We start from the raw sequence: 25,994 nt of genomic DNA on the forward strand, positions 1-25,994 counted from the left end.
GGCAGGTCCTTCAGTTCGAGTTCACGCTAGGCTGAAGCGCGTTGGCGGCATCCACCGCGGAAACCCGCGTCTGTGCTGCCTGCGACCAATCAGCCATGGCTGCCTGCGCCGCGTCGGGCAGGGATTTCAATTCGGTCAAAGCCGTCGCAACGTCGCCACTGGACAGGGCGGATTCGGCGCGCGACAGGACCGCATCCGGGTCATCGCCCTCCTGTGGCGTGACTGATCGCGCGCCGGTCTGGCGTTGCAGGAATGCGACCAGCCCTGTGGTTTTGGTTGCATCCCGCGCATCTGCCAAGGCCGTTCGTGCGGCAGGCGAAAACGATGCGCGCAACGCCGACAGCGTCGCGACGCCCTCGTTTGCCGGGGCGGACAGCGCCTGGGGCACATCAACACCCCCGGCCGTCAATTCCGCGACCAGATCAGCATAAGGCTGACCGGCATCCAGCTGACCGTGCAATTGTGACAGGATAGAAGCGTTATTCGCAGCCAAGGCCTCAGCCGAGGCTTTGGCCTCGAGCGCCTGTGCATCCGACACCATCTTTTCCACTTCGGCCCGCTGCGCAGCCAATGATTCCTGCAGTTTTTTCAACTCAGCCTCAAAGGCTGCCGAAACCTCGGGGGAAGCGCCCTGCGTAAGCGCGCCGCTTTCAAGATCGCTCAGACGGCTGGCCAGAGGGCCAATCTTGCCTGACAGACCATCAACGCTGGACTTCAAATTTGTCAGCTCGGCACCCAGCGGAGTGACCTGATCAGCCAGCGCAGCAATTTTGCTGTCCACATCAGACGTGTCGGGCAGGGACTTCGTCAGCGCTTCAATCTGGCTGGTTTGGTCATTGAGTTTGGCTTCAAGCGCTGCAAGGGCGTCTTTATCGCCCGATCCGAACAGGCCCGCGCTGCCAGCGGCAAACCCAATCCCCGCTGCAAGCACACCGCCAAGCAAGGCGGGTACGAACTCACTGCGCTTCTCTTCCTTTGGCGCCTCTTCTGCGCGCGCAACCGGCTCTTCCTGGGTTGGCTCCATGTCGGCTTCGGCTTCGGCTTCGGCTTCGGCTTCGGCTTCGGCTTCGGCTTCGGCTTCGGCTTCGGCTTCGGCTTCGGCTTCGGCTTCGGCTTCGGCTTCGGCTTCGGAAAGGACCTCGTCTACCGGCTCATCCTCGTCAACAGGCGTCTCTTCACGTTGCGATGTGAATTCAACCGTTTCGTCCGACTTGGGGTCTTCCACCGGCTTTTGATCGGTTTTTTTCTTACGAGCCACCGCGACGTTCCCCTTATCGAATCCAATTTCGCATGAATAACAGGCCACTCTAAGTTAATCGGTGGCCCCTCCACCCTCAACCCGCATCGCATGTTTCACAAGCTTTTTGACGGCTTTCCGCATTTTCTTGGGTGTGGGTTCTTTGGCAATCTTCAGACGCTCATACGCCAAGGAATTAAGGGGTTCAGCCGTCGCTTCGCTGATAGCAACCAGCCACAAAGGCGCCGGTCCGGCCCAAATCTCGGCAAATTGTCGCGCCGTTCGAGGTGAAAACAGCGGCGCGATCACGGGCCTGTCACCTGCGGCTGCGTCGGCAGCTTCGGATGTCAGCGGTAACAGGCGCTGTTGATAAACGACCTCTTCGTGAACCGTCAGGCCCGATTCGGTCAGTCGTCCGGCGACATTGCCCCGGGTATGTTCACCGCGCAGGTGCAACAACGGACTTTCAGGTCGGTGTTTCAGCAGATAGGCCACCAATTCTTCGGCGGTGTTGCCAACCATCATCGCATCCCACCCGGCCCCTTTTGCGGTTCCGGTGGTCGCAGGGCCGACGCAAAATGCAGGCAAATCGCGTCTGACCCCCAGCGAGGCCGCAGCATTGACCGAATTGGCCGAGGTAAAGATCAAACCCCGAACACCATCTGTGTCGATCTCAACCCGCAAGGGGAGAATCTCAAGAATCGGAGAATAAATGACGTCGACCCGAGACCTGACGCGGGTCGGCAACTGCGCGACAAACCTCTCAGAGGCGGCGCGAGGGCGGGTCATCAACAAATACAATGGCGGGGCCTTCGGCCTTGGGATTGTTTGCGTCCGCGCAGGGTGATACCCCGCTTGGGTGTCATGATGCAACGGATCAGGCCTATGGTGCAAATACTTACCGTACTTGGATTGGAAAGTAGCTGTGATGACACGGCTGCTGCAGTCGTGCGCCAATCCGACGGAGCAGGGGCCGAAGTGTTGTCGTCGGTCGTTTACGGCCAGACCGAGCTGCACAGCGCCTTTGGAGGCGTCGTACCGGAAATCGCTGCACGCGCGCATGCGGAAAAACTGGACACCTGCGTGGTGCAAGCGCTTGAGGCCGCCGGCCTGACGCTGGCGGATATGGATGCGATTGCTGTCACCGCTGGTCCGGGCCTGATCGGCGGTGTGATGTCAGGCGTCATGTGTGCCAAAGGGCTGAGCGCCGCGACGGGTCTGCCCCTGGTCGGCGTGAATCATCTGGCTGGCCATGCGCTGACGCCCCGCCTGACAGATGGCATCGCGTTTCCCTATCTGATGCTGTTGGTTTCAGGCGGTCACTGCCAGTACCTGATCGCGCACGGGCCTGAGCAATTCACCCGATTGGGCGGTACAATCGACGATGCCCCCGGTGAAGCTTTCGACAAAACCGCCCGCCTGTTGGGCCTGCCTCAACCCGGTGGTCCTTCGGTAGAGGCCGAATCACGCTCTGGTGATCCCAAGCGGTTCCGATTTCCGCGACCACTACTGGATCGGCCGGGATGTGATCTGTCCTTCTCGGGGCTGAAAACTGCTTTAATGCGGATGCGGGATCAGATCGTTGCCGAAAAAGGCGGCTTTACCCGTCAGGACCGCGCTGATCTGTGCGCCGGGTTCCAGCAAGCCATCGTGGACACACTGGCTGAGAAAACCCGCCGTGCGATTGATACATATCTCGAGGAAAACCCCGCAGACCCGGTCATTGCCGTCGCCGGTGGAGTCGCTGCAAATTCGGCAATTCGGGCTGCGTTAGAGACTGTTTGCGCTGAAAAAGGTGCGCGGTTTACCGCTCCACCAATCAGCCTTTGCACCGACAATGCCGCCATGATCGCTTATGCCGGGATGGAACGCTTTCGCACCGGCGCGCGCGATGGTCTGGACCTGACCGCCCGCCCGCGCTGGCCCCTGGACAAATCCAGCCCGTCCATGTTGGGCGGCGGCAAGAAAGGGGCCAAGGCATGAGCGTTTCCGTTCTGGGATCCGGCGCCTTCGGCACCAGCCTGGCCATCTCTCTGGCAGGCAACGGGCCGGTGACGCTTTGGTCTCGGGACGAGGATCAGGCCCGGCACATGCAGGACAGTCGCGAGAACGCCCAGCGCCTGCCGGGCGTGGCTCTGCCTGCGGAAATCACGGTGACTTCGGACATCCAGAAATTCGCCAAAAATGACATCCTGTTGGTGGCGGTGCCGATGCAGAAATTGCGCGGCGCTCTGCAAGAACATGAATCGGTGCTGGCAGGTAAATCTCTGGTGGCTTGCTGCAAGGGCATTGAACTGTCATCCGGGCTTGGGCCGATTTCAGTCATCCGGCAAACGATCCCGGACGCGCACCCGGCGCTGCTGACAGGGCCCAGTTTTGCCGACGACATTGCCCGGGGTCTGCCAACCGCGTTGACCCTTGCCTGTGCGGATGACGCGCTGAGCCTGACGCTGCAGCACGACCTGACTACCGCGAACCTGCGCCTTTACCGCACGTCTGATGTGATCGGGGCTGAATTGGGCGGGGCCCTCAAGAATGTGATGGCCATCGGGTGCGGTGCCGCAATCGGGGCGGGTTTGGGTGACAGTGCCCGCGCCGCCTTGATGACCCGCGGATTTGCCGAGATGCAGCGTTTCGCTCTGATGCGCGGTGCACGTCCCGACACCCTGATGGGGTTGTCCGGATTAGGCGACCTTGTTCTGACATGTTCGTCCGAATTGTCGCGCAACTATCGCTATGGGCTGTCTCTGGGGCGCAATAGCCAGTTCGACGCCCATACTACAGTCGAAGGCGTCGCCACTGCGCGCGCCATGACGGAAATTGCCACCGCCGAAGGGCTGGACATGCCTATCAGTACGACGGTGGCGGACCTTAGCAGTGGCGCCTACAGTGTGACCAAAGCTATCCAAACCCTGCTCAACCGACCCCTGAAGGAGGAATAACATGCTGATCGCCCTTATCGCTCGTGACAAAGACGGCGCGCTGCAAACCCGGCTGGACAACCGGGCGGCTCACCTTGCCTATATCGAGGAGACCGGAGTTGTTTCGCAGGCAGGTCCGCTGTTGGACGGAGACGCGATGATCGGTTCGCTGATTATCCTGGAAGTCGAGGATATGGCCGCAGCGCAAGGCTGGGCGGACAATGACCCTTATGCCAAGGCCGGGTTGTTCCAGTCGGTCGACCTGATTGCGTGGAAAAAGGTCATAGGCTGATGGCGTATTGGCTGTTCAAATCCGAGCCATCGACCTGGAGCTGGGACCAGCAGGTTGCCAAAGGTGATGTGGGCGAAGAATGGGACGGTGTGCGCAATTACCAGGCGCGCAATTTCATGCGGCAGATGGCAGTCGGCGACCGCGGATTCTTCTATCACTCGCAAAAGGACAAGGCGATTGTCGGCATCGTCGAGGTTTGCGCCGAGGCGCATCCCGACAGCACCACCGATGATGAGCGTTGGGAGTGCGTCGATATCAAGGCGGTCCGCCCCTTTACGACGCATGTCACTCTGGACCAGATCAAAGCAGATGAACGCCTGTCAGAGATGGTGCTGGTGAAAAACTCACGCCTGTCCGTTCAACCGGTTAGCGATGCGGAATGGCAGGTGATCTGCGGGCTGGGGGACACGCAGGCGGATTAAGCAATTCGTTTATACGGAAAGCTCGTTCTTCTTGATCCAATCAAGCACCAGTTCGGCGATCTGGTCCGAGTTGTCATCCATCATCATCACATGTGTATTCCCGGTGATCCCCTCGCTGGGTAGGTCGAGCAGTTGGACCGACCCTCCATTTGATCGCAATTGGTCCGCATAGCGATCCGCCTTCTTGCGATAAGAAATCCAGATCGCAAACTCGTCGATAAAATCGCCCCAGATGAACAGATGCGGTACCTGTGCGGCTTTCCCTGTGGCAGGGGGTGCCGAGGCCGGTTCGATGACAACAACTCCTTTAAAGAACTCCGGATGTGTTGCGGCGGCTTCCAAGGCAAGGTTGCCACCCTGGCTATGCGCGATCATCCAGACCGGACCAACCCGCGCGAGCACCCGATAATAGGCGTCGAGTGTCATTTCCGCATGCGCCGTCCAACGCGGCACCAGTTGTGCACCCAGCATATCCAACGCGTTCAGGGGAAATCTGTTCCCGTCAAAAGGATGTCGGGCGGCTTCCTCTGACTTGTACGCACCCGCAGGCCCAAACCGGAACATGGTCCAGACGTCGTTCTGGGTGCGAAACACCGGGTTGTCCTTGTAGATCTGCGGGTAGGGCGACCAGCTTGCTCGCCCGCGTTCGACCGCGTCGCAGAGATATGTATCAAAGCCTGCGTTCAGAAAGAAGTTGTGCCACCCGGGGCGACCGTCAGGCGTGGTTTCCCACGTGGCACCTGTCATACCGCCCCCGTGCCAGAACATGAGCGGCGCGTCGAATTCGGGTTCGGATTGGAGAAGATACTGAACGTAACATTGCCCGGTGATGTAATCCCCGTTCATGTCGACCGTTCGGGCCGGTGCGTTTCGCGCCACTTGTATTTGCTGAACCGGCTGACCGGTAAGGGTCACCCGGCGCCCACCGGTAAAAAAACTTCCCGCCTCTTTGATCGATACACCCGGCGTGTCTTGGCTGGTTCGGTTCTTGAGTGACATGGAACCCCCATAAACAACTTTGAATATCGACCGAGCCTATCCGGCGATACCGTTGATCTCAAAGCAGTATGTACAAAAAGGGAAGGTCCTGACGGATTCAGAACCTTCCCTACCCCGCGTGCTCCCAACTCACCACACGCGTATGGAAATTTTTGGCTCTGACCATCCTGGTCGCGTTTTGACACTAACCGATCAGCAGCGCACAGTTCAAACGGCAAGTGTCTAAAATTGAAAACGCCCACCAGTGATCTGGCGGGCGTCGCAAGGAAATCTATCGGGATCAGCCGTAGACCGACTCTTTACCGAAATGCTTGGTCAGCATGTAATAGACGACTGCGCGGTACTTGTTGCGCTCGGACATGCCATAGGTTTCCATAACCTTGTTGATACCTTCCATCAGTTCCGGACCATCGGACAGGCCCAGCTTTTTGATGAGGAAGTTGTTCTTGACCGTTTCAAGCTCACCTTCCTGAGTTGCCGCAACGGTTGATGCATCGGCGTCATAGATAGCAGGACCACAGCCGATGGTAACTTTGGTCAGCAGATCCATGTCGGCATCCACACCACATTTAGATTTCAGGTCCTCGGCATATTTGGCGATCAGCTCGTCGCGTTTTCCCATAGTCGTCTCCTGGTTCGAATGTGTTTTTGGCCACTCCAGCGCCGAAGACACGGTAACCAGCCGCGAAAAATGCACAAAGGGAAAAATTGGCAGCATTCCCCCTAGGCCCGGTCCTGCCTGACTAGGGACTTGATTTTGGCGTCTCTTTATTTAACAATAATGTTAAATATCTTCTTCTTTCCGGGATCAGGAGGTCACCATGCCCGTATCGCTACCCAATGAAAGCCCGCAATACAGAGCCGCCCGAAAAACCTTGCTGACGGCTGAAGCCGAATTGCGCGCCCAGGTCGAAAATGTTGCAAACCTGAGGCGCAGATTACCCAAGGGCGGGACCATCCCGCAGGATTATGCATTTCGGTCAGACCGGGGTGTGCCAGCGCCGCTATCATCTTTGTTCGGGTCACATGACACCTTGGCGATTTATTCGCTTATGTATGGGCCGAATGCCGAAACTCCCTGTCCAATGTGTTCGGCCTTTCTGGATGGGCTGAATGGGCAAGTCGCGCATATTTCCCAAAAAATTGCATTTGCCGTCGTGGCTCAGAACACCTGTGAAAAGCTGGCGAAACTGAAAGCGGATATGGGATGGAGTGATCTGCCGCTCTATTCAGCCTTGGGCACGGATTATCAGCGCGATTATCTGGCCGAGGCCGAGGACGGCAGCCAACTGCCGATCCTGAATGTCTTTCAGCGCGACCAAGACGGCGTTAGCCATTTCTGGAGCTCCGAATTGTTCTTTGAGCCCAGCGACTGGCATCCCCGGCATGTTGATGCGGCGTGGCCACTATGGAACATTCTGGATTTCACTCCGCAAGGGCGCGGGGATTTCTTTCCGTCATTGCGCTGACCGCAAAAGAAAACGGCGGCCAAACTGGCCGCCGTGTCTTCTCTGCTAGGTGCAGAGATCAGTAGCGATAGTGCTCGGGCTTGTACGGGCCTTCGGGCTTGACGCCGATATAAGCCGCCTGCTCGTTGTCCATCTTGGTCAGCTTTACGCCAATGCGATCCAGGTGCAGGCGCGCAACCTTCTCATCCAGATGCTTGGGCAGAATGTAGACGTCGTTTTGGTATTCATCACCCTTGGTGAACAGCTCAATCTGAGCCAGCACCTGGTTGGTGAACGAGGCCGACATCACGAACGAAGGGTGACCGGTGGCGTTGCCGAGGTTCAGCAGACGGCCTTCGGACAGCAGGATGATACGGTTGCCCGAGGGCAGCTCGATCATGTCCACCTGTTCTTTGATGTTGGTCCACTTGTGGTTCTTCAGGTTGGCCACCTGAATCTCGTTGTCGAAGTGACCGATGTTACCAACGATGGCCATGTCCTTCATCTCGCGCATATGCTCGATGCGGATCACGTCCTTGTTGCCGGTGGTGGTGATGAAGATGTCGGCATTTGCGACTTCGTCTTCCAACAGGGTGACTTCAAACCCGTCCATAGCGGCCTGCAGGGCGCAGATCGGGTCAACTTCGGTCACTTTCACACGGGCACCGGCACCGCGCAGTGACGCGGCCGAACCTTTGCCCACGTCGCCATACCCGCAGACAACGGCAACCTTACCGGCCATCATGGTGTCGGTGGCGCGGCGGATACCGTCGACCAGCGATTCCTTGCAGCCGTATTTGTTGTCGAACTTCGACTTGGTGACCGAGTCATTCACGTTGATCGCCGGGAACGGCAGGTGGCCGTCTTTCACCAGCTGATACAGGCGATTCACACCGGTGGTGGTCTCTTCGGACACGCCCTGGATCTGGTCGCGCATCCTGGTGAACCAGCCCGGTGATGCCGCCATGCGCTTGGCGATCTGGGCCTTGATGACCTCTTCCTCTTCCGAACCCGGAACAGGGATGATGTCCTCACCTGCTTCGGCACGTGCGCCCAGTAGGATGTACAGCGTCGCGTCGCCGCCATCGTCCAGGATCATGTTCGGGCCTTCCTCGAACAAGAAGGATTTGTCCAGATAATCCCAGTGCTCTTCCAGAGTCTGACCCTTGATGGCGAAGACCGGAATGTCAGCCGCCGCAATCGCAGCTGCCGCGTGATCCTGCGTCGAGAAGATGTTGCACGACGCCCAGCGCACATCGGCGCCCAGCGCAACCAGCGTTTCGATCAGAACAGCGGTTTGGATGGTCATGTGCAGCGAGCCGACGATGCGAGCACCCTTTAGGGGCTTGCTTTCGCCATATTCGGCGCGCAGGGACATCAGTCCCGGCATTTCTGTTTCGGCAATATCCAGTTCCTTGCGGCCGAAATCGGCCAGCGAAATGTCCTTAACGATATAGTCCCCGGCCATCAGATGCTCCACTCCGGTAAATTTCGATCCGGAGTGCCACTAGCATCCCTTTATGCAAGTGGCAACGAAGATAGGCAGAAACAGGTCTTACGCCCTCAAATCAGCTTGGCGTTCCATCAATCTTGATCTTTGGTATCGCTTCAAAAAAATCCGTGCCGACGGCCACAATGCAGCTGATGCCGTTGGCTTGGGTCAACAGAACGGTATAAGTTCCCGTCTCTTTCGATGACCAGACTTCCAGAACTGACTGCGCGCCACGGGTTTTCTGCAGGCCGCCAAAGGTCAGTTCCTCGGCATAACTGTTCTGCAGTTTGGCAATGACATCCTCGCGTTGCGCACAGCTTTGGGCGAATGCGGGCGGCGCGGTGGCAGCCATTCCAAAGGTCAGGGCGATTGCAAACAAGCGTTTGAACATAACAAGCTCCTTTCGATTCAAACTTCGACTCGAGAGGGGCGCAACTGGGAGGAGTGTGCACCCCCCTCAGTCCATATGTCGGGATCGTTTCGTGTAGGTTCAAAGCACGAATGCTCAAGAAAATGTTGGCAGCTGGTGATCCAGACAGGTACATCATAACACAAAAGCGCGAATATAACGTGTCCAACTTCACAAGGCATGGCAGAATGGCAACACAACCCAGAGCATGGCAACGAATGCTGTCGGGCCGCCGGCTGGATTTGCTGGATCCGACCCCTGTGGACATCGAAATCGAAGATATTGCGCACGGATTGGCCTTTGTAGCGCGCTGGAACGGGCAAACAGCCGGAGATTTTGCCTATTCCGTGGCCGAGCATTCCCTTCTGGTTGAAGAGCTTTTTGGCCGGATTGCACCCAAAGCCCCTGTTAAATGGCGGCTCGCGGCTTTGTTACATGATGCGCCGGAATATGTGATCGGAGATATGATCTCGCCGGTCAAATCCGCTGTCGGCCCCGATTATGGCGCGCTGGATGACCGTCTGGCTGCGGCGATCCACATCCGGTTCGGACTGCCTGCTGAGGTGCCGAAAACGGTGAAACGGCAGATCAAAAAGGCCGACAAGATCAGCGCCTGGATGGAAGCGACGCAAATTGCGGGGTTCTCCGAGATCGAGGCAAGTAAGTTCTTTGGCCGCCCGGACAAGTCGGTGATGGAGGGGTTGGGGATCAGGTTGAGGCCGCCGGTTGAGGTTCGGCGGGCGTATATGGAAAGGCATGAGGTGTTGTTGGCGGAAGTTTGAAGCAGTGAAAGACAAGTACTACCAAATTGATTGTGCACCAGCCAACATATCATAGAATTAAATCGCTAGGCTCCTCAATTTTCATGCTTTAAAGTCAACAATCCAACATGATTGGCTGCTGAAAGAATGGCCATCTGGCAAGAGACTCGTTAGCCTCGCCAGAAAGATCATAGCGCACACCTACGGGTTTTTTCCCCATCTTTTCATAGACTATTCGGAAGTAAACGTTTCCCACTCTCGGTGAATTTAGTACTATAAAATGCTCAATGAATAGATCATTCACTCTGCCTACTTCTGCGATTTGATATTCATCAAAACTTTCGGGTAGCGGGTCCAGACTTTTGACGATAGCATCTATTGTGGTTTCATCTGCAGTAGAAAAAATCTCATTTAAGGAAACTACTGCACTTTTCTTGCTCTTTTTGTAAGATTCCGCAAAGTCGCAAGACAAATCCGAAGCTGAAGACGCCAAGCCAGAAGACGCAATTGAAATTAAAATGCTGGCAACCAGAGTTATGGCACCGACATGAATGGCGCTATTAACCTTCATCAAATCACTCCAAAGATAATTAATGCTATTCTGTGCTGATGGATGAGTGGCCAGCAACGTTACTCAGGCTCTAATTTTCTGGCATTTGGGGAATCTTTGGTCTGGACTTAAAGTCACCGCGGGCTGCGCTTCGCCAAAATCCGCTGCAAGGTCCGCCTGTGCATGTTCAGGCGGCGGGCAGTCTCGGAGACATTCCGGTCACACAGCTCATAGACCCGCTGAATATGTTCCCAACGCACGCGGTCCGCGCTCATGGGGTTTTCCGGTGGTGGGGGCAGTTCGTCGCCCTTGGCCAGCAATGCGTTGGTGATGTCGGTGGCGTCTGCGGGTTTGGACAGGTAATCCGTCGCTCCGATCTTGACCGCTGCCACGGCGGTGGCGATGGCTCCGTACCCGGTCAGGACCACAACCCGGCTGTCGGGCCGCTTTTCGCGCAGCACTTCGACCACGTCCAGACCGTTTCCATCCTCAAGACGCAGGTCAACCACGGCATATGCAGGCGGGCGAGCGGTGGAAATGGCGCGGCCTGCTGCAACGGACCCTGCGGTTTCAACTTCGAACCCGCGTTTTTCCATGGCCTTGGCCAGACGTCTCAGAAACGGTTCGTCATCGTCCACCAGAAGAAGGGATTTATCGGGACCGATGTCGAGGTCAGAGCTGTCCGCCATATTCTGTTCTTTCCGCTATTTCACGCCTTTGGCTTAACCATGAGTAATAGCAGCGCCATCCCAAAGGTCAAACAACCCGTTGTTCCTCAGATTTTGTCAAGAAAGCAGCCGACCTTGTCAGCCATCTGTTCGGCGGTGTCGTCGCGGTTGAAGAATTCGATGAATCCGTCCCCGGGCGTGACCAGATAGGTAAAGGTCGAATGGTCGACCAGATAGAACTCATCACTTTTGTCATGGGCCTTGTAGTAGGTCTTGTAGGCCTGACTTGCGGCTTTGACCTGTTCGGCCGATCCGGTCAGCGCGATGGTTTTACCGCCGAGGTTGAAGGCATAGTCATCCACCACTTCAGGCGTATCCCGGTCCGGGTCGATCGAAATGAACAGCGGTGTCACCGACTGGCCACGCTCGGCCAGAATGTCCACGGCCTCGGCATTGCGGGACATGTCAAACGGGCAGACATCCGGGCAGAAGGTATAGCCGAAGTAAACCAGCGTCGGCTCGGTGATCACGTCCTTGTCGGTGACCGTTTCGCCTTTGCCGTTGATCAGTTCGAACGGCCCTCCGATGGCGGCCGCTCCGCCGGCAATCTGACTGGTTCGGCATTGCGCGAACTTGTCGTCTGAGCCTGCGCCGCGCGTCAGCAGCCACATGGCGCCCAGGCCAACGGCCAGAACAACGGTTGCGAGGATGGCATAAAGACGAACCATGACATCAATCCTGACAAAAGAGGGGTTGTTGATCGTTTCGGCCGGGACACCTATCAAGAAGTTCAGCCGATGCAACAGGACATAATCGACCGATGGCAAATTCCAACATCACATTATGGAGCGGTCAGGAACGCAGCAGCTGGATTCGGCTGCGCACACTGATCCTGTTGCGCTGGGTCGCGATCATCGGCCAGATCACCGCCATTACTGTTGCGCAGCAGACCTATGACATCCAGTTGGATGCCATACTGTGCTATCTGGCGATCGGGGTGTCGGTCATGGGGAACCTGACCGCGATCCTTCTGTTTCCCCGCAACAAGCGTTTGTCTGAGTTCGAAAACTTCCTGATGGTGCTGTTCGACCTGCTGCAGCTGGCCATCCTGTTGTATCTGACCGGCGGATTGAACAACCCCTTTGCGTTGCTGCTGGTGGGGCCGGTCACAATCTCGGCCAGCGTCATGAGCACCCGGTCGACCCTGATCATCGGGGGTGTCGCGATTGTCCTGACCACCCTACTGGCCGAATTCCATCTGCCATTGCGCACCGCGCTGGGGGCTGAACTGGACATCCCGGCGATACTGCTGTTCGGAAACTGGGCCGCAATCGTCATCGCCATCGTGTTTCTGGGCGCTTATTCGCACCGTGTCAGTTCCGAGGTGCAATCCATGTCTGAGGCGCTGGCTGCCACCCATATGGCGCTGGCGCGCGAGCAGAAGCTGACCGATCTGGGCGGGGTCGTTGCCGCCGCCGCGCATGAGCTGGGTACACCGCTGGCCACGATAAAACTGGCCAGTTCCGAGCTGATCGAAGAACTGGATGATCGACCCGACCTAATCGAAGACGCCGCCCTGATCCGCGAGCAGGCGAACCGATGCCGCGATATCCTGCGCGATATGGGTCGGGCGGGCAAAGACGACCTGCATCTGCGGCAGGCCCCACTTTCAACCGTTGTTCACGAAGCGGCCGAGCCGCATATCAACCGCGGCAAAACCGTTCACTTTGCTGAAGGTCCGGCCGAGGACGGCGATGTCCAGCAACCCTCGATCCTGCGCAAGCCCGAGATCATCCACGGCCTGCGGAACCTGATCCAGAATGCCGTTGACTTTTCGCGCGGCAATGTCTGGGTCGAGGCCGAATGGACCTCAAAGCAAATCACCGTCAGCATCATGGATGATGGACGCGGATACCCGTCACAGATGATCGGACGAATTGGCGACCCTTTTATGCGCCGCCGCCGGACCGAGACGGACAGGAAAACCCGCCCTGAATACGAAGGAATGGGGCTTGGCCTTTTCATCGCCAAAACGCTGCTGGAACGCAGCGGAGCGGAACTGGATTTCGCGAACGGTTCCGACCCCTATCAGACTTTATCGGATAATCCGGAACGCCGTGGTGCGATCGTCAGGGTCAGCTGGCCGCGAAATCTGGTAGATGCTCAGACCGGCGATACACCCGTACCTTCGGGCGTCAACCAGCGTTTCCAGACCTGACCAGCGGAATCTCGGGTTAAGACCCCGTTAACCATTGCGGCGCATAGTCCCTTTTTGTGGTTTTGCACCGGAGCGCACATGGTCGACTGGATCATTCTGGCCATCATCAGCCTTGTTTCAGCCAGTCTTGCCGTACAATGGCTGCTGCCCCGCCGACGGCAAAGGGGCGACAATTTTGGCCTGTCCTCACAGGCATCCCTGTTTGATGCGGTGTTCCTGTTTGATGGCGACCGGCTTATCAGCCACTCGGACATCGCGCTGGAAGGGTATGAACAGGTGCGCGATTGGTCCGATCTGTGCCGCCTATTAAACAGGGATTTTCCGTCATTTCCTGAAACACCTGATAGGATTCGACGCGAAGGAAACATGGTCATTCCGGCTATTGACTGCACGGTTGAACGCGATGTGCTATGCGAATGGATAGACGGCATAGTTCGGATTCAACTGCGCGACCGAACCGAATGTCCCTCGACAATGCAGCGCGCACCGAATGATCCGAACCGTCTTGCGATGGAAAAGGCACCCTACCCTGTCTGGCTGCTGGACCATCAGGGTAATGTGCGCTGGTGCAACGCGGCCTATGTTTCACTTGTGCGTAAAGTGAGGGGCCAGGATACCGATCTGACCGCACCACTGTTTCCGTGCCCAGATGAAGATCAACGGCTAAGCGCAAAGACTAGGGTCTCTATCACGTCTGAATTCAGCGACAACAAGATGTGGTTCGACCTGACCCTCGTTGATCACCCTGAGGGTCATCTGTCGTACGCCGTGGATATCAACGCAATTGTTGAAGCGGAAACAGCTCAGCGTAAGTTCGTTCAAACGATGACAAAAACTTTTGCGCAGCTTTCGATCGGGCTGGCCATTTTCGACCGTAACCGTCAGTTGGCGCTGTTCAATCCGGCGCTGATCGACCTGACCACCCTGCCCCCGGATTTCCTGAGCTGCCGCCCCAGCCTGTCCAGCTTTTTTGACCGGCTACGGGACCAGCACATGATGCCGGAACCCAAGAACTACCGCAGTTGGCGCAGCCAGATGAATGACCTTCTGGAAGCGGCGGAGGACGGAAATTATCAAGAAACATGGTCCCTGCCTTCAGGGTCCGTCTATTCCGTCAGCGGACGCCCGCATCCGGACGGCGCTGTCGCCTTTTTGTTCGAAGACATTACGGCCGAGATCACATTGACCCGCCGGTTCCGTTCGGAAATGGACCTGATGCAGTCCATACTGGACAAACTGGCCGACGGGGTCGCCGTCTTCAGCGACGACGGCACGCTGGCCTTTACCAATTACGCCTACCAACAGCTTTGGGGTGACACTGGCGACGCCGGGTTTGAAGCGGATACCGTTCTGGAGGTCACAAGAACCTGGCAGGAACTCTGCACCGCCACTCCGATCCTTGGTGAAATTCGGGATTTTGTGGAGATGCGGGAGAACCGCGCTGAATGGTCAGGTGAAATCTACCTGAGAAACGGGACTCCGGTGCTGTGCACCGTCAGCCCGATGCAAAACGGCGCAACCATTGTTCGTTTCGCTCCGGATCGTCGCACCGTGATGCGGCAAGAGGTGCAGCAAATCAGCGCCTGAACCGGGTTGCAGCCAATCGGGCACGGGGCCATTGTGGCGCCATGACCAAATCGCCCTGCAAGATCACTTTGAAGTCACCGGAAGAAACGGCGGAATTTGCTGCTCGCATTGGTGCTGCGCTGTCCCCCGGTGACATCCTGCTGCTTGAGGGCGAAATCGGCAGCGGCAAGACTCATTTTGCCCGCAGCCTGATCCAGTCATTGATGACTGAGCCCGAAGATGTGCCCTCGCCCACGTTCACGCTGGTTCAGGCTTATGACACGACGGCCGGAGAAATATGGCACTGCGATCTGTATCGTCTCAGCGCCGTTGAAGAAATCGAAGAACTGGGGCTGAACGAGGCTTTTGAAACCGCAATCTGCCTGATCGAATGGCCAGAAAAGCTGGGTCCGCTGACCCCGGAATCCGCTGCCGTTCTATCGTTCGAAACAGACCCTAACACGACGGAAATACGCCATCTGACCCTTTCGTGGTCGGATCCAAAATGGCCTCAGAAACTAAGGATTCCTGCATGACAAACCGGGCGGTTTTGGCCGAAGCGCTGATTGCGCAGACACCATGGGCCAACGCAACGCACGTGCCATTGGCCGGCGATGCCTCAAACCGTAGATATGAACGGCTGACGGATCCGGAAACCGGCAAAACGGCGGTCCTCATGGACTCCCCCCCGGGCAAGGCAGAAAGCGTCCAGAGCTTTGCACGCGTGGATGAATATCTGCGTTCCATCGGGCTGAACGCACCGGAAATCTACGCCGAAGACACGCAGTATGGATTCCTGCTGCTCGAGGATCTGGGCGATGACCTGTTTGCCCGCGTGTTGCGGCAACGGCCGAACATGGAACGCGAGCTTTACGAAGCTGCAACAGACGTCCTGATTGATCTGCACAATGCGCCAAGCCTGTCCCTGCAGTCTTACGACCCGACGCTGATGACCGAACTGGCCGCGCTGTCCTTTACCAAATACGCACAGGCGGTGCTGGGTACTCATGACACCGACGCCAGAAACCGGTTCGAAAACCGGTTCTCGGACATTCTGCATCGTGAGACGTCGGGCTCCAAAGTTGTTGTGCTGCGCGATTACCACGCCGAAAACCTGATCTGGCTACCCGATCGCGAAGGGGTAAAACGCGTCGGCTTACTGGATTTCCAAACAGCCATGCTGGGTCATCCGGCCTATGACCTTGTGTCCCTGCTGCAGGATGTGCGCCGTGATGTGGCACCCGGCACCGAGATGCGGATGGTAAACCGCTATATTGCGGCCACCGGCGTGAATGATCACGATTTCCGCACCGCCTATGCCGTTTTGGGGGCGCAGCGAAACCTGCGAATTCTGGGCGTTTTTGCACGGCTGGCAACCGAATATGGCAAGCCGAGCTATGTTGATCTGATCCCGGCGACCTGGGCACATCTTATGCGGGATCTGGAACATCCTGCACTGGTGTCCGTCGCGGATCTGCTGCGCAATGCCCTGCCCGCGCCCAACTCTGAAAACCTGGACAGGCTCAGACAGAAATGACCCAACACCCCGAAGCCGTCATGCTGTTTGCAGCCGGGTTTGGCACCCGCATGGGCGATCTAACTAAGACCAAACCCAAACCTTTGATCGAGGTCGCCGGCCGACCACTGATCGACCACGCGCTAGACCTGGTGACCGAACTGCAACCCGCGCGCGTGGTGGCTAACCTGCACTACCTGCCCGATCAGCTTGAGGCACATCTGAGCCCCAAAGGCGTCCTGCTGTCCCATGAGACCCCGGATATCCTTGAGACCGGGGGTGGAATTCGCGCTGCTTTGCCTTTGTTAGGCTCAAATCCTGTGTTCACACTGAACCCCGACGTAATGTGGTCAGGGCCGAACCCTTTATCGATGCTCCGCGACGCATGGGACCCTGATCAAATGGACGCGCTGTTGATGTGTGTCCCTGTGGCGCAGACCGTCGGACACACAGGATCGGGCGATTTCACTGCGGATTCGACTGGTCGGATCACCCGCGGCGGCGGTTTGATCTATGGTGGGGCGCAGATCATGAAGACCGAAGGTCTGATGGACATCCCTGAAAAAGCGTTTTCCCTGAACGTGCTTTGGGACCGAATGAAACAACGGGACCGCCTGTTTGCTTTGACCTATCCGGGCCGCTGGTGCGACGTTGGTCATCCCGACGGAATTGCACTTGCCGAGGGGCTGATCGCCGATGTTTGATCCCTGCCCCACAGCGCGCGTTTTTGCCGTGCCACCTGGTGCGGATTTTCCGAGAATGTTGGTTCAGGGGTTGCGTGACCGCAGCACCGGGCAGCCGCCCGAAGCGCTGGCGCGGGTACAGTTGGTCGTTAACACCCGGCGCATGGCCCGGCGAGTCCGCGATCTGTTCGATCAGGGTCCGGCCTGCCTGCTGCCGCGTCTATCCCTAGTCACCGATCTGGGTGAAAGCCTAGATCTGGCGCAGTTACCACCTGCTGTCCCACCGCTGAGGCGCAGGTTGGAGCTGACGCAGCTGATCGCCAAACTGTTGGAACAACAGCCCGATCTGGCCGCGCGATCCTCATTATTCGACCTGTCCGACAGCCTGGCGGTGCTGATTGATGAAATGCAAGGCGAAGGCGTTTCCCCGGACGCGGTCCGGCAGTTGGATGTCAGCGACATGTCCGGACACTGGGCGCGTGCGCAAGCTTTCATCGGGATTGCGGATAATTTCATCGACGCTGGTCAGAACGCGCTGGACGTTCAGGCCCGCCAGCGGCGCGTGGTCGAGAATCTGATCGCGCGTTGGGAGGAATCTCCACCGCAGCATCCGGTCATCCTCGCCGGTTCGACCGGATCACGCGGCACCACGCTGATGCTGATGGAGGCGATTGCGCGTCTGCCGCAGGGCGCGCTGATTCTACCCGGATATGATTTCGACCAGCCAGATCACGTTTGGCGAGGACTGGATGACGCGCTGACGTCTGAGGACCACCCTCAGTACCGATTTCGCAAGCTGATGACTCAGCTGGAGCTGGAACCGGATCAAATACAGCCGTGGACGGGCGATCAGCCTCCTTCAGCCTCTCGCAATCGTTTGATTTCACTTGCATTGCGACCGGCGCCGATCACCGATGCCTGGATGTCCGAGGGCCCGCAGCTAACCGATCTGGACAGTGCCACAAAGGACCTGACCCTGGTCGAGGCGCAATCCCCACGATCTGAGGCGCTGGCCATCGCACTGCGTCTGCGCCAAGCTGCTGAAACCGGACAGACCGCCGCCCTGATCACACCTGACCGGATGCTGACGCGTCAGGTCAGCGCCGCGCTGGATCGCTGGAACATCCTTCCTGATGACAGCGCCGGGTTGCCGTTACAGCTGTCGCCACCCGGCCGGTTTCTCCGCCATGTAGCGGGCTTGTTCGCGCGGCGTCTGGATGGCGAGGCGTTGTTGACCCTGTTGAAACACCCGCTGTGCCACGACGGTGGCGAACGCGGTGCGCATTTGCTGCATACCCGCGATCTTGAACTGGATTTGCGCCGTCACGGGCCGCCATTTCCGGACAGTATCAGCCTGACCGCTTTTGCCATCCGCAAAGACGTGCCCGAGGACTGGGTGCGCTGGCTGACGGCTCATTTCTGCGATCAGCAGATCTCGGGCGAGCTTCCATTAGCGGATTGGGTCATAAGGCTGCGCACCTTGGCCGAGGCGATTTCGGCAGGAAGCAACGACGAAACCGGAACACTTTGGGACAAAAACGCAGGTCAAAAGGCGCTTGGTGTTCTGACAGCCCTGGAAGATGAGGCAGACCATGGCGGCCCGATGACCGCCCACGACTTCGCCGATCTGTTGGGTGCGCTTCTGGCCAGCGAAGAGGTCCGCGACCGAGACGCACCACATCCGCACATCATGATCTGGGGCACGCTTGAGGCGCGCGTGCAGGGTGCAGATCTGCTGATTTTAGGCGGGCTGAACGAAGGCAGCTGGCCCGAAGCCGCCGCACCGGACCCTTGGCTGAACCGCCAGATGCGCGACAAGTCCGGGCTTTTGCTGCCCGAACGCCGGATTGGCCTGTCGGCGCATGATTTCCAACAAGCCATCGGCGCGCCCGAGGTCTGGCTGACACGCGCGACCCGGTCCGATGACGCAGAAACCGTGCCATCGCGTTGGCTGAACCGGATGACGAACCTGCTGCAAGGCTTGCCCGGGCAGGGTGGGCCTGACGCCCTAGCCGGAATGCGCGCGCGTGGGCGGCAATGGCTGCGCTGGTCGGAGCAGCTGGAGGATGCGCCGTCAATCGAACCCGCCACGCGGCCATCACCGCGACCGCCTGTGGCATCGCGTCCAAACCGCTTGAGCGTGACGGAAATCAAACGTCTGATCCGCGATCCATACGCAATTTACGCCAAGCATGTGCTGCGGCTGAAACCGTTGAACCCGCTGGTGCAGGCCCCGGATGCGTTACTGCGCGGGATCGTCATCCACGAAATTCTCGAACACTTCGTCAAAGACAGCGTTCTGGATGGCGCCTTGTTGACCCGTGAGAACTTTCTGAAACGCGCAGAATCACTTTTGGATCAGCATGTTGCCTGGCCTACGGCACGCAAATTGTGGCTGGCGCGGCTGGAACGTATCGCCGATGATTTTCTGGCGGCAGAAACCGCGCGACGTGGTGATGGTGGGCCGGTGGCGTTCGAAGCCGCGATGAAGCTGGTGCTGTCCCCGCTGGACTTTTCCATCGTAGGTCGTGCGGACCGGATCGACCGGAACTGTAGGGGTGCGCTGCGGATCGTGGATTACAAAACCGGTACGCCGCCCACCGAAAGCCAGCAGGCCAAATTCGACAAACAGCTGCTGATCGAAGCCGCGATGGCCGAGCAGGGCGGCATTGAAGGGTTCGATCCTTCACCCGTGGCCGGAGCGGTCTTTATCGGCATGGGCGGTACGTACAAAGAGGTGCCCGCGCCCTTGGTCAAAGAGCCGCCCGATAAGGTTCTTGCCGAGCTGAAAGAGCTGATTTCGGCTTATTTAGAGCCTGATCAGGGCTTTTCTTCCCGACGGATGCTGCACAAGGACACGGATATTGGCGACTATGACCATCTGGCACGGTTCGGTGAATGGGATCGCACCGACGACACAATGCCTGAGGACATGACATGAGCGCCCGCAACGACGCAACCGAACGGCAGGTTCAGGCCGCGCGGCCCGATGCCTCGACCTGGTTGGCGGCGAACGCGGGCTCGGGCAAGACTCGGGTTCTGACCGACCGGGTGGCACGCCTATTGTTGGGCGGGGTGCAGCCTCAGCACATCCTGTGCCTGACCTACACCAAGGCTGCGGCCAGCGAGATGCAGAACAGGTTGTTCAAGCGGCTCGGCGAATGGGCCATGCTGGGCGATGACCCTCTGTTGGCACAACTGACCGAACTGGGTGTGCAGGGCATGATCGACCCGCAGAGACTGGCGCAGGCCCGAACCCTTTTTGCCCGAGCCATCGAAACACCCGGCGGGTTGAAAATCCAGACAATCCACTCGTTCTGCGCATCGCTATTGCGACGGTTTCCGTTGGAGGCCGGGGTCAGTCCGCAATTCTCGGAAATGGAAGATCGCGCCGCGGCGCTGTTGCGTGAAGAGGTCGTCGAGGATTTCGCCGAGGGCCCGCAGGCGGGATTGATCGAAGATGTCGCCCGTTTTGTCACCGATACCGGGTTCGACAAGCTGACGGCGGCCATTACGCAAAAGCGCAATCAGTTCGCGCATGCGATGGATTGGTCTGATCTGTTGCAACAGTTCGACCTGCCGGAGGGGTTCGACGAAGATGCCCTGCTGGACCGCGTTTTCCTGGGCGGTGAAGTTGATCTGATCCAAAGCCTGTTGCCTGCGTTGATGGAAAGCGGCGGCAATAACGCCAAGGCGGCAGCAAAACTTGCAACCTTTACCGAGGCCCGGATCGGCAGCCTGCCCGTATTGGAAGGCGTTCTGCTGACCGGAAAGTCCGCCAAAGAACCATTCACAGCAAAGATCAACAGCTTTCCCACCAAAGCCCTGCGCGAAGGGGCGCTGGCCGATCAGATACCCCAGCTCGAGGCGCTCATGCTGCGCATCGAAGCCGCAAGGGAGCACCGGCTGGCGTTGGTTGCCGCGCGCAAGACGCTGGTGCTGCATCGTTTCGCCGCCGCCTTCCTGCCAGAGTACGAACGGCGCAAACAATTGCGCGGGTGGCTGGACTTCGACGATCTGATCCTGCGCGCCCGGCAAGTGCTGAATGATCCGGCTGTGGCCGAATGGGTACTGTACCGACTGGACGGTGGTATCGACCACATTCTGGTTGATGAGGCGCAGGACACCAGCCCCGACCAATGGGACGTGGTTGAAAAACTGGCACAGGAGTTCACAAGCGGCGAGGGGGCCCGTTCCGGCGTTGAGCGCACCATTTTCGTGGTCGGGGACAAGAAGCAGTCGATCTATTCCTTTCAGGGTGCCGACCCGCAGGCCTTTGACCGGATGCAGGCGGAGTTTGGGAAGAAACTGACGGAGTCAGGCTCTAAACTGTGGGATTCCACCCTTGAGTACTCGTTTCGGTCGTCCAACGCGATCCTGTCTTTGGTCGATATCCTGTTTGAAAACCGCTCCGAGGCCGGGTTTCACAAGGAAAGCCAGCATCGGGCGTTCAAGGCGGATCTACCCGGACGGGTGGACCTGTGGCCGGTCGTTGAAAAGGTCGAAGAAGAGGATGACGGCGATTGGACGGATCCGGTGGATCGGCCCGGTGCGCGGCACCACACTGTCATTCTGGCTGAGCAGGTCGCCGAGTCGATCAAGGTCATGATCGACAACGGCGAAACGATTCCCGAGGATGATAAACCGGGCACATTTGTCCGGCGCAAAGTCCAGCCGGGGGATTTTTTGATCCTCGTTCAGCGCCGCTCGGACCTGTTTGCCGAGATCATCCGCGCCTGTAAAGCCGCTGATCTACCGATCGCAGGGGCGGATAGGTTGAAGGTTGGAGCGGAACTCGCGGTCAAAGACCTCGCGGCACTGCTGAGCTTTTTGGCCACACCCGAGGACAGCCTGTCGCTTGCCACCGTCCTGAAATCTCCGCTGTTCGGCTGGACCGAGCAGCAGTTGTTCGACCTGGCCCACCGGCGAAAGGAACAATTCCTTTGGGCTGCGCTGCGCCAGCGCGCCGAGGAATTCCCGGAAACGCTTGCTGTTCTAAACGACTTGCGCGGCCAGATCGACTTTTTGCGCCCTTATGACCTGATTGAGCGCATCCTGACCCGCCATGACGGCCGCCGAAAACTGCTGGGTCGCCTTGGTGCCGAAGCCGAGGACGGTATCAACGCGTTGCTTTCGCAGGCCTTGGCCTATGAGCGCACCGATGTTCCCAGCCTGACCGGATTTCTGGTCTGGATGCAAACGGACGATCTGGAAATCAAACGCCAGATGAGCGGTGTTGGCAACATGATCCGGGTGATGACTGTGCATGGCTCCAAAGGGCTTGAGGCCCCGATCGTCATCCTGCCCGATACTGGAAAACGGCAAGCGCCGCGTGACGCCGAAATCATGGTCTCGGACAATACTCCTTTGTGGAAGGTGCCTGCGGATGCCTCTCCGTCGCTGATCGCCCGCGCGCGGGACGAAGCGCAGGCGCGCGAAGAGAATGAGCGGCTGCGCTTGCTTTATGTGGCGCTGACACGTGCGGAAAAGTGGCTGATCGTAGGTGCCGCCGGAGATGTCGGGAAGGACGGAACCAGCTGGTATCAGATGGTGCAAGCTGCGATGGAACGGGCAGGGGCCGTGGCACTTCCCGGGACAGAAACTCTGCGCTTGTCGCATGGGGACTGGGACGCGCCGGCACTTGTGGAAACCGAAGAGGCAACCCTAGCCGAGCTGGAATTGCCTACCGCGTTCCTTTCGCCCGCAAAATCACCAGCGCCCGAACCCGAAACGCTCAGCCCGTCGGATCTGGGTGGTGCCAAGGCGTTGCCCGGCGATACCGGGCAGGATGAAGAGGCGGCAAAGCTGCGCGGTACGCGCCTGCATCTGCTGCTGGAGCATTTGCCCTCGGTCGCGCGGGAAAACTGGCCGCAGCTTTGCGCCCGGGTTCTGCCCGATATGCAGGATGCGGAACGGCAAGAGCTGTTGGATGAGGCCTGCGACGTTTTGACTGCCGCTCATCTCCAACCTGGTTTTGCGCCGGGCACGCTGGCCGAGGTTCCGGTGACCGCCGATCTGAACGGGCGTCGCATGCACGGTGTAATCGACCGGTTGATCGTCACCGATACCGAGGTTCAGGTCATTGATTTCAAATCAAATGCAACGGTTCCTGACAACGTGCAATCATGCCCCGAGGGGTTGCTGCGGCAGATGGGCGCTTATGCCCAGGCGCTGTCGCAGATCTATCCGAACCACGAAATTCGAACCGCCATCCTGTGGACCAGGACAGCTGACCTGATGTGGTTGCCACACGATCTTGTGACGCAAGCATTGTCTCGCACCCAGATATCTTGACCTTGGAATGTCCGGCCCCTACGTTCAGTTCCCGAGTTTACCCCATTCAGGAGACAGAATATGTCGACCGTTGCCGTTACCGACGATACCTTTGACGCCGAAGTCAAGAATTCCGATGTCCCCGTCGTGGTGGATTTCTGGGCCGAGTGGTGTGGCCCCTGTAAGCAGATCGGCCCCGCTCTGGAAGAGCTGGCCAACGAATACGGCGGCAAGGTGAAAATTGCCAAGGTGGACGTGGACAGCAACCCAAATTCGGCAGCTGCCATGGGCGTACGTGGCATCCCTGCGCTGTTCATCTTCAAGGACGGTCAGGTCGTGTCGAACCGCGCAGGTGCGGCACCCAAGGCCGCACTGCAAAGCTGGATCGACGAATCCATCTGATCTGAGCCAATTTCTGTCAACGGGCATCGCAATGCGGTGCCCGTTTTTCTTTGGTCAATCTGTGACGGCTGCAGACCCGATCCACTCCTGCGGCAAATTCAGCAATGGTCCGTTTGGTCGATGACGGCGGTCCAGTGCATGAGGGAAATCGGTCGCGGGAACACACTGTTTCACACGATCCCGACGTACAAATGTAGCCTCGATCACACGAGGAAACGTCTCACCTTCGATGTCCACAGTCCCTGACGCATTGTTGGGGTGGATATGTGCGCATGCAAAACCGTCCTTCAAGGCAGACAGGGCCGGATACGCCCGTTTGAATGCTCCGGGTTTCATCAGGATCGACGGAATGCGGTGAAGCTCAAGCACGATGATCCTGAACCGGTTCAGAAGCTCGGCGGGCAGGGTCGAAAGAACGGGGTATTCAGCTCCTTCGATATCCATCTGCAGGATCATGTCGCCTTCGGTCGGAGCATACGTGCTTATCCAATCCTCAAGCGAGATGACGTCGGGACCGCTTTTGGCAGCCAGGTGCTTTTTGATGAAATTCGAATCCGGAATCTTCAATACCGGCTCTTCAACAGAACCATCAGCCATGAAAGAGGGAATCCCATGTTTTGCGAGGTCCATTTCGAAGCTGGATTGCAGCGAAACACCCGGTGAAAAACAGGCGACTATGTCTTCCAGATCGTTGGGCAGGAGATATCCGCCATCGCCGAAATCGCCCACACGGATAAGCTTGTAGCCCAGATCATAAGGCCTGATCACATCGGCAAAAAATGTCCGGCGGGCGGCGTTCGTCGTTTCAGATCCGGGCATTGGAACTCCGCTTAGACTGAATTCTGTCGGTTACCATGTCCCGTTACGCGGAAATGCACAATAGCAGTACTATTTTTCCGCAAAACGCATCGCAAATCGAGGGTTTCTCGGGATTTAACCAAATTTAGAACCGCAACCACGTTGCTTTTGGTTTGTGCTCAACTGGGATATCAGATTGCTTTGGGTACAGCGGCAATCTGTCGAAAACTGATGAGGTAAAGATGGTAAAAACACGGGTTCTGGTGGAATTCGGGATGGGAACATCCCTCAGGCGCGAGGATTATACCGAGGCCGCCTTGCGGGCGATCAAGGATGCGTTGTGGCACAACTCGGTGAATATGGCCGAGCTGTTCGGCTTTCCAAAAGAGGCTATGATCATTGATGCCGAAGTTGGCGTTCAACAGCCGGACAAAGTCGATACCGAGGCGCTGAAGGCGATCTTTCCTTATGGCCAACCAAACATCACAGTGACGCAGGGCGGGCTGGATATCGAAAAGCCCCACACCGAAGGCAGCACCGTCATCGCCAATGCTGCCGTCATCGTCTCATTCGACATGGAGCCAGCCCAATGACCGAGAAGCGTATCATTCTGGAAATGGGGACCGGCAATGACCTCTATGGTCAGGATTATACCAAGGCTGCCTGCCGCGCGGTGCAGGACGCTTTGCATCATTCCTCGATCACACTGTTTTCCAAGCTGGGAATCGACCACACGGAAATGCGGGTTCAGGTGACGATTGCGGTGCAACAGCCCGATCAGGTTGATTGTGACAAGGTCGCGGCCGATCTGCCAAGGGGCCGTGCCGAGGTGCGGGCCGTCATGGGTGGGTTAGACGTCGTGGACGATGACGCGGGTACACGCCATGTGGTTGCCACAGCCGCGATTGAGGCGTTCCTGCCGGATCTGGCAGGCAAATACGTACAGAGCTGACAAAGAAAAAGCCGCTCGGATCTCCGGGCGGCTGTTCCAAATTCTGGTTCTGATTGCGGGATCAGATCTTTGCGATGTCCGCACGTACCAGGCCGATATCATCCAGCTGGGCGTCAGACAGTTCCGACAAAAGATTGCGCGTCTTGCGGGTTTCGTTCCATTCAGCGACGGCGCCGAAGAAATTGCTGATCGCGTCCACTACGTGCAGGATGGTAGCTGCTCCGAGCGGCGCATGGATGTTTGCGGTGGTTGCCATGTGTCCGGTCCTTTTTTCTGAAACAGCCGACCCGTTGTCGGTTGTGAGCCTCATGTAGTCCCGCAGCCTCGGACTCACAATTGCTGGTCCGGTAACCCCGAATTGCGTTTTGTGCATATCGTTTGGGCAGA

The 25,994-nt window shown here is 58.0% G+C and carries 27 protein-coding genes; 16 read left to right on the forward strand and 11 right to left on the reverse strand.

The window, feature by feature from the left end; translation table 11 throughout:
- Positions 1-10: 10 nt before the first annotated feature.
- Together MHN28_RS11920 and MHN28_RS11925 are read right to left on the reverse strand one after the other, a co-directional pair.
- Positions 11-1,258: a COG4223 family protein gene (locus MHN28_RS11920; protein ID WP_239339401.1), complete on the reverse strand. Its 1,248-nt coding sequence runs from the start codon at positions 1,256-1,258 to the stop codon at positions 11-13.
- Between the two features lie 54 nt (positions 1,259-1,312).
- Positions 1,313-2,026, reverse strand: a complete 714-nt coding sequence (locus MHN28_RS11925) for a uroporphyrinogen-III synthase (protein WP_239339414.1) — start codon at positions 2,024-2,026, stop codon at positions 1,313-1,315.
- A 96-nt stretch (positions 2,027-2,122) separates the two neighbouring features.
- Between MHN28_RS11925 and tsaD the strand changes: the two genes are divergently transcribed.
- The 4 genes from tsaD to MHN28_RS11945 are packed head-to-tail and all read left to right on the forward strand — an operon-like array spanning position 2,123 to position 4,872.
- Positions 2,123-3,220, forward strand: coding sequence for a tRNA (adenosine(37)-N6)-threonylcarbamoyltransferase complex transferase subunit TsaD (gene tsaD, locus MHN28_RS11930; RefSeq protein ID WP_239339426.1), 1,098 nt, complete (start codon positions 2,123-2,125; stop codon positions 3,218-3,220).
- Positions 3,217-4,179 (forward strand): NAD(P)H-dependent glycerol-3-phosphate dehydrogenase, encoded by a 963-nt coding sequence (locus MHN28_RS11935; RefSeq protein WP_239339428.1) that lies wholly within the window; start codon positions 3,217-3,219, stop codon positions 4,177-4,179. Before tsaD ends, MHN28_RS11935 begins: the two co-directional genes overlap by 4 nt.
- Before the next feature lies 1 nt (position 4,180).
- Positions 4,181-4,450: a YciI family protein gene (locus MHN28_RS11940; protein ID WP_239339433.1), complete on the forward strand. Its 270-nt coding sequence runs from the start codon at positions 4,181-4,183 to the stop codon at positions 4,448-4,450.
- On the forward strand, positions 4,450-4,872 hold the full coding sequence (locus tag MHN28_RS11945; RefSeq protein WP_239339435.1) for an EVE domain-containing protein: 423 nt from the start codon (positions 4,450-4,452) through the stop codon (positions 4,870-4,872). Before MHN28_RS11940 ends, MHN28_RS11945 begins: the two co-directional genes overlap by 1 nt.
- A gap of 9 nt (positions 4,873-4,881) precedes the next feature.
- Here MHN28_RS11945 and MHN28_RS11950 read toward each other — a convergent pair whose 3' ends face one another.
- A complete protein-coding gene (locus MHN28_RS11950; RefSeq protein WP_239339446.1) occupies positions 4,882-5,871 on the reverse strand; it encodes an alpha/beta fold hydrolase in 990 nt (329 codons plus the stop codon).
- Between the two features lie 280 nt (positions 5,872-6,151).
- Positions 6,152-6,493: a DUF2853 family protein gene (locus tag MHN28_RS11955; RefSeq protein ID WP_239339448.1), complete on the reverse strand. Its 342-nt coding sequence runs from the start codon at positions 6,491-6,493 to the stop codon at positions 6,152-6,154.
- Positions 6,494-6,692: 199 nt separating this feature from the next.
- Between MHN28_RS11955 and MHN28_RS11960 the strand changes: the two genes are divergently transcribed.
- Positions 6,693-7,340, forward strand: coding sequence for a DUF899 family protein (locus MHN28_RS11960; protein ID WP_239339459.1), 648 nt, complete (start codon positions 6,693-6,695; stop codon positions 7,338-7,340).
- Positions 7,341-7,398: 58 nt separating this feature from the next.
- Here the strand turns inward: MHN28_RS11960 and ahcY are convergent, their stop codons facing one another.
- On the reverse strand, positions 7,399-8,787 hold the full coding sequence (gene ahcY, locus MHN28_RS11965; RefSeq protein WP_239339479.1) for an adenosylhomocysteinase: 1,389 nt from the start codon (positions 8,785-8,787) through the stop codon (positions 7,399-7,401).
- Between the two features lie 100 nt (positions 8,788-8,887).
- Positions 8,888-9,202 carry a hypothetical protein gene (locus MHN28_RS11970; protein ID WP_239339490.1) on the reverse strand — a complete coding sequence of 105 codons (315 nt, stop codon included), beginning with the start codon at positions 9,200-9,202 and terminating at the stop codon, positions 8,888-8,890.
- 206 nt (positions 9,203-9,408) lie between these two features.
- On the opposite strand from MHN28_RS11970, the gene MHN28_RS11975 reads away from it, so the two are divergent.
- The gene (locus MHN28_RS11975; protein WP_239339492.1) at positions 9,409-10,002 is read left to right on the forward strand and encodes an HD domain-containing protein; all 594 of its coding nucleotides are present in this window, start codon (positions 9,409-9,411) and stop codon (positions 10,000-10,002) included.
- 94 nt (positions 10,003-10,096) lie between these two features.
- On the opposite strand, the gene MHN28_RS11980 is transcribed toward MHN28_RS11975, so the two are convergent.
- The 3 genes from MHN28_RS11980 to MHN28_RS11990 all read right to left on the reverse strand — a co-directional run bounded on the left by MHN28_RS11980 (position 10,097) and on the right by MHN28_RS11990 (position 11,927).
- A complete protein-coding gene (locus MHN28_RS11980) occupies positions 10,097-10,552 on the reverse strand; it encodes a hypothetical protein (protein WP_239339494.1) in 456 nt (151 codons plus the stop codon).
- Between the two features lie 113 nt (positions 10,553-10,665).
- Positions 10,666-11,220 carry an ActR/PrrA/RegA family redox response regulator transcription factor gene (locus MHN28_RS11985; protein WP_142637470.1) on the reverse strand — a complete coding sequence of 185 codons (555 nt, stop codon included), beginning with the start codon at positions 11,218-11,220 and terminating at the stop codon, positions 10,666-10,668.
- An 86-nt stretch (positions 11,221-11,306) separates the two neighbouring features.
- Positions 11,307-11,927, reverse strand: coding sequence for an SCO family protein (locus tag MHN28_RS11990; RefSeq protein WP_239339497.1), 621 nt, complete (start codon positions 11,925-11,927; stop codon positions 11,307-11,309).
- Between the two features lie 92 nt (positions 11,928-12,019).
- On the opposite strand from MHN28_RS11990, the gene regB reads away from it, so the two are divergent.
- From regB to trxA, 8 genes are all read left to right on the forward strand, one after another.
- Positions 12,020-13,417 carry a sensor histidine kinase RegB gene (regB, locus tag MHN28_RS11995; RefSeq protein ID WP_239339500.1) on the forward strand — a complete coding sequence of 466 codons (1,398 nt, stop codon included), beginning with the start codon at positions 12,020-12,022 and terminating at the stop codon, positions 13,415-13,417.
- A 78-nt stretch (positions 13,418-13,495) separates the two neighbouring features.
- Positions 13,496-15,004 carry a PAS-domain containing protein gene (locus tag MHN28_RS12000; protein ID WP_239339504.1) on the forward strand — a complete coding sequence of 503 codons (1,509 nt, stop codon included), beginning with the start codon at positions 13,496-13,498 and terminating at the stop codon, positions 15,002-15,004.
- A gap of 41 nt (positions 15,005-15,045) precedes the next feature.
- Positions 15,046-15,519, forward strand: coding sequence for a tRNA (adenosine(37)-N6)-threonylcarbamoyltransferase complex ATPase subunit type 1 TsaE (gene tsaE, locus MHN28_RS12005; RefSeq protein ID WP_239339508.1), 474 nt, complete (start codon positions 15,046-15,048; stop codon positions 15,517-15,519).
- Positions 15,516-16,520 carry an aminoglycoside phosphotransferase family protein gene (locus MHN28_RS12010; RefSeq protein WP_239339510.1) on the forward strand — a complete coding sequence of 335 codons (1,005 nt, stop codon included), beginning with the start codon at positions 15,516-15,518 and terminating at the stop codon, positions 16,518-16,520. The genes tsaE and MHN28_RS12010 overlap by 4 nt, the downstream gene beginning before the upstream one ends.
- Complete coding sequence (locus MHN28_RS12015; protein ID WP_239339513.1) at positions 16,517-17,203, forward strand: nucleotidyltransferase family protein; 687 nt, start codon at positions 16,517-16,519, stop codon at positions 17,201-17,203. The genes MHN28_RS12010 and MHN28_RS12015 overlap by 4 nt, the downstream gene beginning before the upstream one ends.
- A complete protein-coding gene (gene addB / locus MHN28_RS12020; protein ID WP_239339547.1) occupies positions 17,196-20,123 on the forward strand; it encodes a double-strand break repair protein AddB in 2,928 nt (975 codons plus the stop codon). Before MHN28_RS12015 ends, addB begins: the two co-directional genes overlap by 8 nt.
- Positions 20,120-23,476 carry a double-strand break repair helicase AddA gene (gene addA, locus MHN28_RS12025; RefSeq protein WP_239339549.1) on the forward strand — a complete coding sequence of 1,119 codons (3,357 nt, stop codon included), beginning with the start codon at positions 20,120-20,122 and terminating at the stop codon, positions 23,474-23,476. The genes addB and addA overlap by 4 nt, the downstream gene beginning before the upstream one ends.
- Before the next feature lie 60 nt (positions 23,477-23,536).
- Entirely contained in the window at positions 23,537-23,857 is a 321-nt protein-coding gene (gene trxA / locus MHN28_RS12030) for a thioredoxin (RefSeq protein WP_170410773.1), read from the forward strand.
- Positions 23,858-23,911: 54 nt separating this feature from the next.
- Here the strand turns inward: trxA and MHN28_RS12035 are convergent, their stop codons facing one another.
- The gene (locus MHN28_RS12035) at positions 23,912-24,676 is read right to left on the reverse strand and encodes an FkbM family methyltransferase (protein ID WP_239339552.1); all 765 of its coding nucleotides are present in this window, start codon (positions 24,674-24,676) and stop codon (positions 23,912-23,914) included.
- Positions 24,677-24,897: 221 nt separating this feature from the next.
- Between MHN28_RS12035 and MHN28_RS12040 the strand changes: the two genes are divergently transcribed.
- Positions 24,898-25,248 (forward strand): Lin0512 family protein, encoded by a 351-nt coding sequence (locus tag MHN28_RS12040; protein WP_239339555.1) that lies wholly within the window; start codon positions 24,898-24,900, stop codon positions 25,246-25,248.
- Positions 25,245-25,607 carry a Lin0512 family protein gene (locus MHN28_RS12045; protein ID WP_239339558.1) on the forward strand — a complete coding sequence of 121 codons (363 nt, stop codon included), beginning with the start codon at positions 25,245-25,247 and terminating at the stop codon, positions 25,605-25,607. Before MHN28_RS12040 ends, MHN28_RS12045 begins: the two co-directional genes overlap by 4 nt.
- A 61-nt stretch (positions 25,608-25,668) precedes the next feature.
- Here MHN28_RS12045 and MHN28_RS12050 read toward each other — a convergent pair whose 3' ends face one another.
- Complete coding sequence (locus MHN28_RS12050) at positions 25,669-25,863, reverse strand: DUF1127 domain-containing protein (protein WP_239339561.1); 195 nt, start codon at positions 25,861-25,863, stop codon at positions 25,669-25,671.
- Positions 25,864-25,994: the final 131 nt, after the last annotated feature.

It is taken from the genome of Ruegeria sp. Ofav3-42 (assembly GCF_022347725.1).
Classification (GTDB): domain Bacteria; phylum Pseudomonadota; class Alphaproteobacteria; order Rhodobacterales; family Rhodobacteraceae; genus Ruegeria.

Excerpts from the sequence above, each read along its gene's own strand:
- regB (WP_239339500.1), top strand. The coding sequence starts at position 12,020 with ATGGCAAATTCCAACATCACATTATGGAGCGGTCAGGAACGCAGCAGC.
- MHN28_RS11970 (WP_239339490.1), bottom strand. The coding sequence starts at position 9,202 with ATGTTCAAACGCTTGTTTGCAATCGCCCTGACCTTTGGAATGGCTGCC.
- MHN28_RS11960 (WP_239339459.1), top strand. The coding sequence starts at position 6,693 with ATGCCCGTATCGCTACCCAATGAAAGCCCGCAATACAGAGCCGCCCGA.
- MHN28_RS12040 (WP_239339555.1), top strand. The coding sequence starts at position 24,898 with ATGGTAAAAACACGGGTTCTGGTGGAATTCGGGATGGGAACATCCCTC.
- addA (WP_239339549.1), top strand. The coding sequence starts at position 20,120 with ATGAGCGCCCGCAACGACGCAACCGAACGGCAGGTTCAGGCCGCGCGG.
- addB (WP_239339547.1), top strand. The coding sequence starts at position 17,196 with ATGTTTGATCCCTGCCCCACAGCGCGCGTTTTTGCCGTGCCACCTGGT.
- MHN28_RS12010 (WP_239339510.1), top strand. The coding sequence starts at position 15,516 with ATGACAAACCGGGCGGTTTTGGCCGAAGCGCTGATTGCGCAGACACCA.
- MHN28_RS11975 (WP_239339492.1), top strand. The coding sequence starts at position 9,409 with ATGGCAACACAACCCAGAGCATGGCAACGAATGCTGTCGGGCCGCCGG.
- ahcY (WP_239339479.1), bottom strand. The coding sequence starts at position 8,787 with ATGGCCGGGGACTATATCGTTAAGGACATTTCGCTGGCCGATTTCGGC.
- tsaD (WP_239339426.1), top strand. The coding sequence starts at position 2,123 with ATGGTGCAAATACTTACCGTACTTGGATTGGAAAGTAGCTGTGATGAC.
- MHN28_RS11945 (WP_239339435.1), top strand. The coding sequence starts at position 4,450 with ATGGCGTATTGGCTGTTCAAATCCGAGCCATCGACCTGGAGCTGGGAC.
- trxA (WP_170410773.1), top strand. The coding sequence starts at position 23,537 with ATGTCGACCGTTGCCGTTACCGACGATACCTTTGACGCCGAAGTCAAG.
- MHN28_RS12050 (WP_239339561.1), bottom strand. The coding sequence starts at position 25,863 with ATGGCAACCACCGCAAACATCCATGCGCCGCTCGGAGCAGCTACCATC.
- MHN28_RS11940 (WP_239339433.1), top strand. The coding sequence starts at position 4,181 with ATGCTGATCGCCCTTATCGCTCGTGACAAAGACGGCGCGCTGCAAACC.
- MHN28_RS12035 (WP_239339552.1), bottom strand. The coding sequence starts at position 24,676 with ATGCCCGGATCTGAAACGACGAACGCCGCCCGCCGGACATTTTTTGCC.
- MHN28_RS11990 (WP_239339497.1), bottom strand. The coding sequence starts at position 11,927 with ATGGTTCGTCTTTATGCCATCCTCGCAACCGTTGTTCTGGCCGTTGGC.
- MHN28_RS11935 (WP_239339428.1), top strand. The coding sequence starts at position 3,217 with ATGAGCGTTTCCGTTCTGGGATCCGGCGCCTTCGGCACCAGCCTGGCC.
- MHN28_RS11980 (WP_239339494.1), bottom strand. The coding sequence starts at position 10,552 with ATGAAGGTTAATAGCGCCATTCATGTCGGTGCCATAACTCTGGTTGCC.
- tsaE (WP_239339508.1), top strand. The coding sequence starts at position 15,046 with ATGACCAAATCGCCCTGCAAGATCACTTTGAAGTCACCGGAAGAAACG.
- MHN28_RS12015 (WP_239339513.1), top strand. The coding sequence starts at position 16,517 with ATGACCCAACACCCCGAAGCCGTCATGCTGTTTGCAGCCGGGTTTGGC.
- MHN28_RS11925 (WP_239339414.1), bottom strand. The coding sequence starts at position 2,026 with ATGACCCGCCCTCGCGCCGCCTCTGAGAGGTTTGTCGCGCAGTTGCCG.
- MHN28_RS11950 (WP_239339446.1), bottom strand. The coding sequence starts at position 5,871 with ATGTCACTCAAGAACCGAACCAGCCAAGACACGCCGGGTGTATCGATC.
- MHN28_RS11985 (WP_142637470.1), bottom strand. The coding sequence starts at position 11,220 with ATGGCGGACAGCTCTGACCTCGACATCGGTCCCGATAAATCCCTTCTT.
- MHN28_RS12000 (WP_239339504.1), top strand. The coding sequence starts at position 13,496 with ATGGTCGACTGGATCATTCTGGCCATCATCAGCCTTGTTTCAGCCAGT.
- MHN28_RS11955 (WP_239339448.1), bottom strand. The coding sequence starts at position 6,493 with ATGGGAAAACGCGACGAGCTGATCGCCAAATATGCCGAGGACCTGAAA.
- MHN28_RS12045 (WP_239339558.1), top strand. The coding sequence starts at position 25,245 with ATGACCGAGAAGCGTATCATTCTGGAAATGGGGACCGGCAATGACCTC.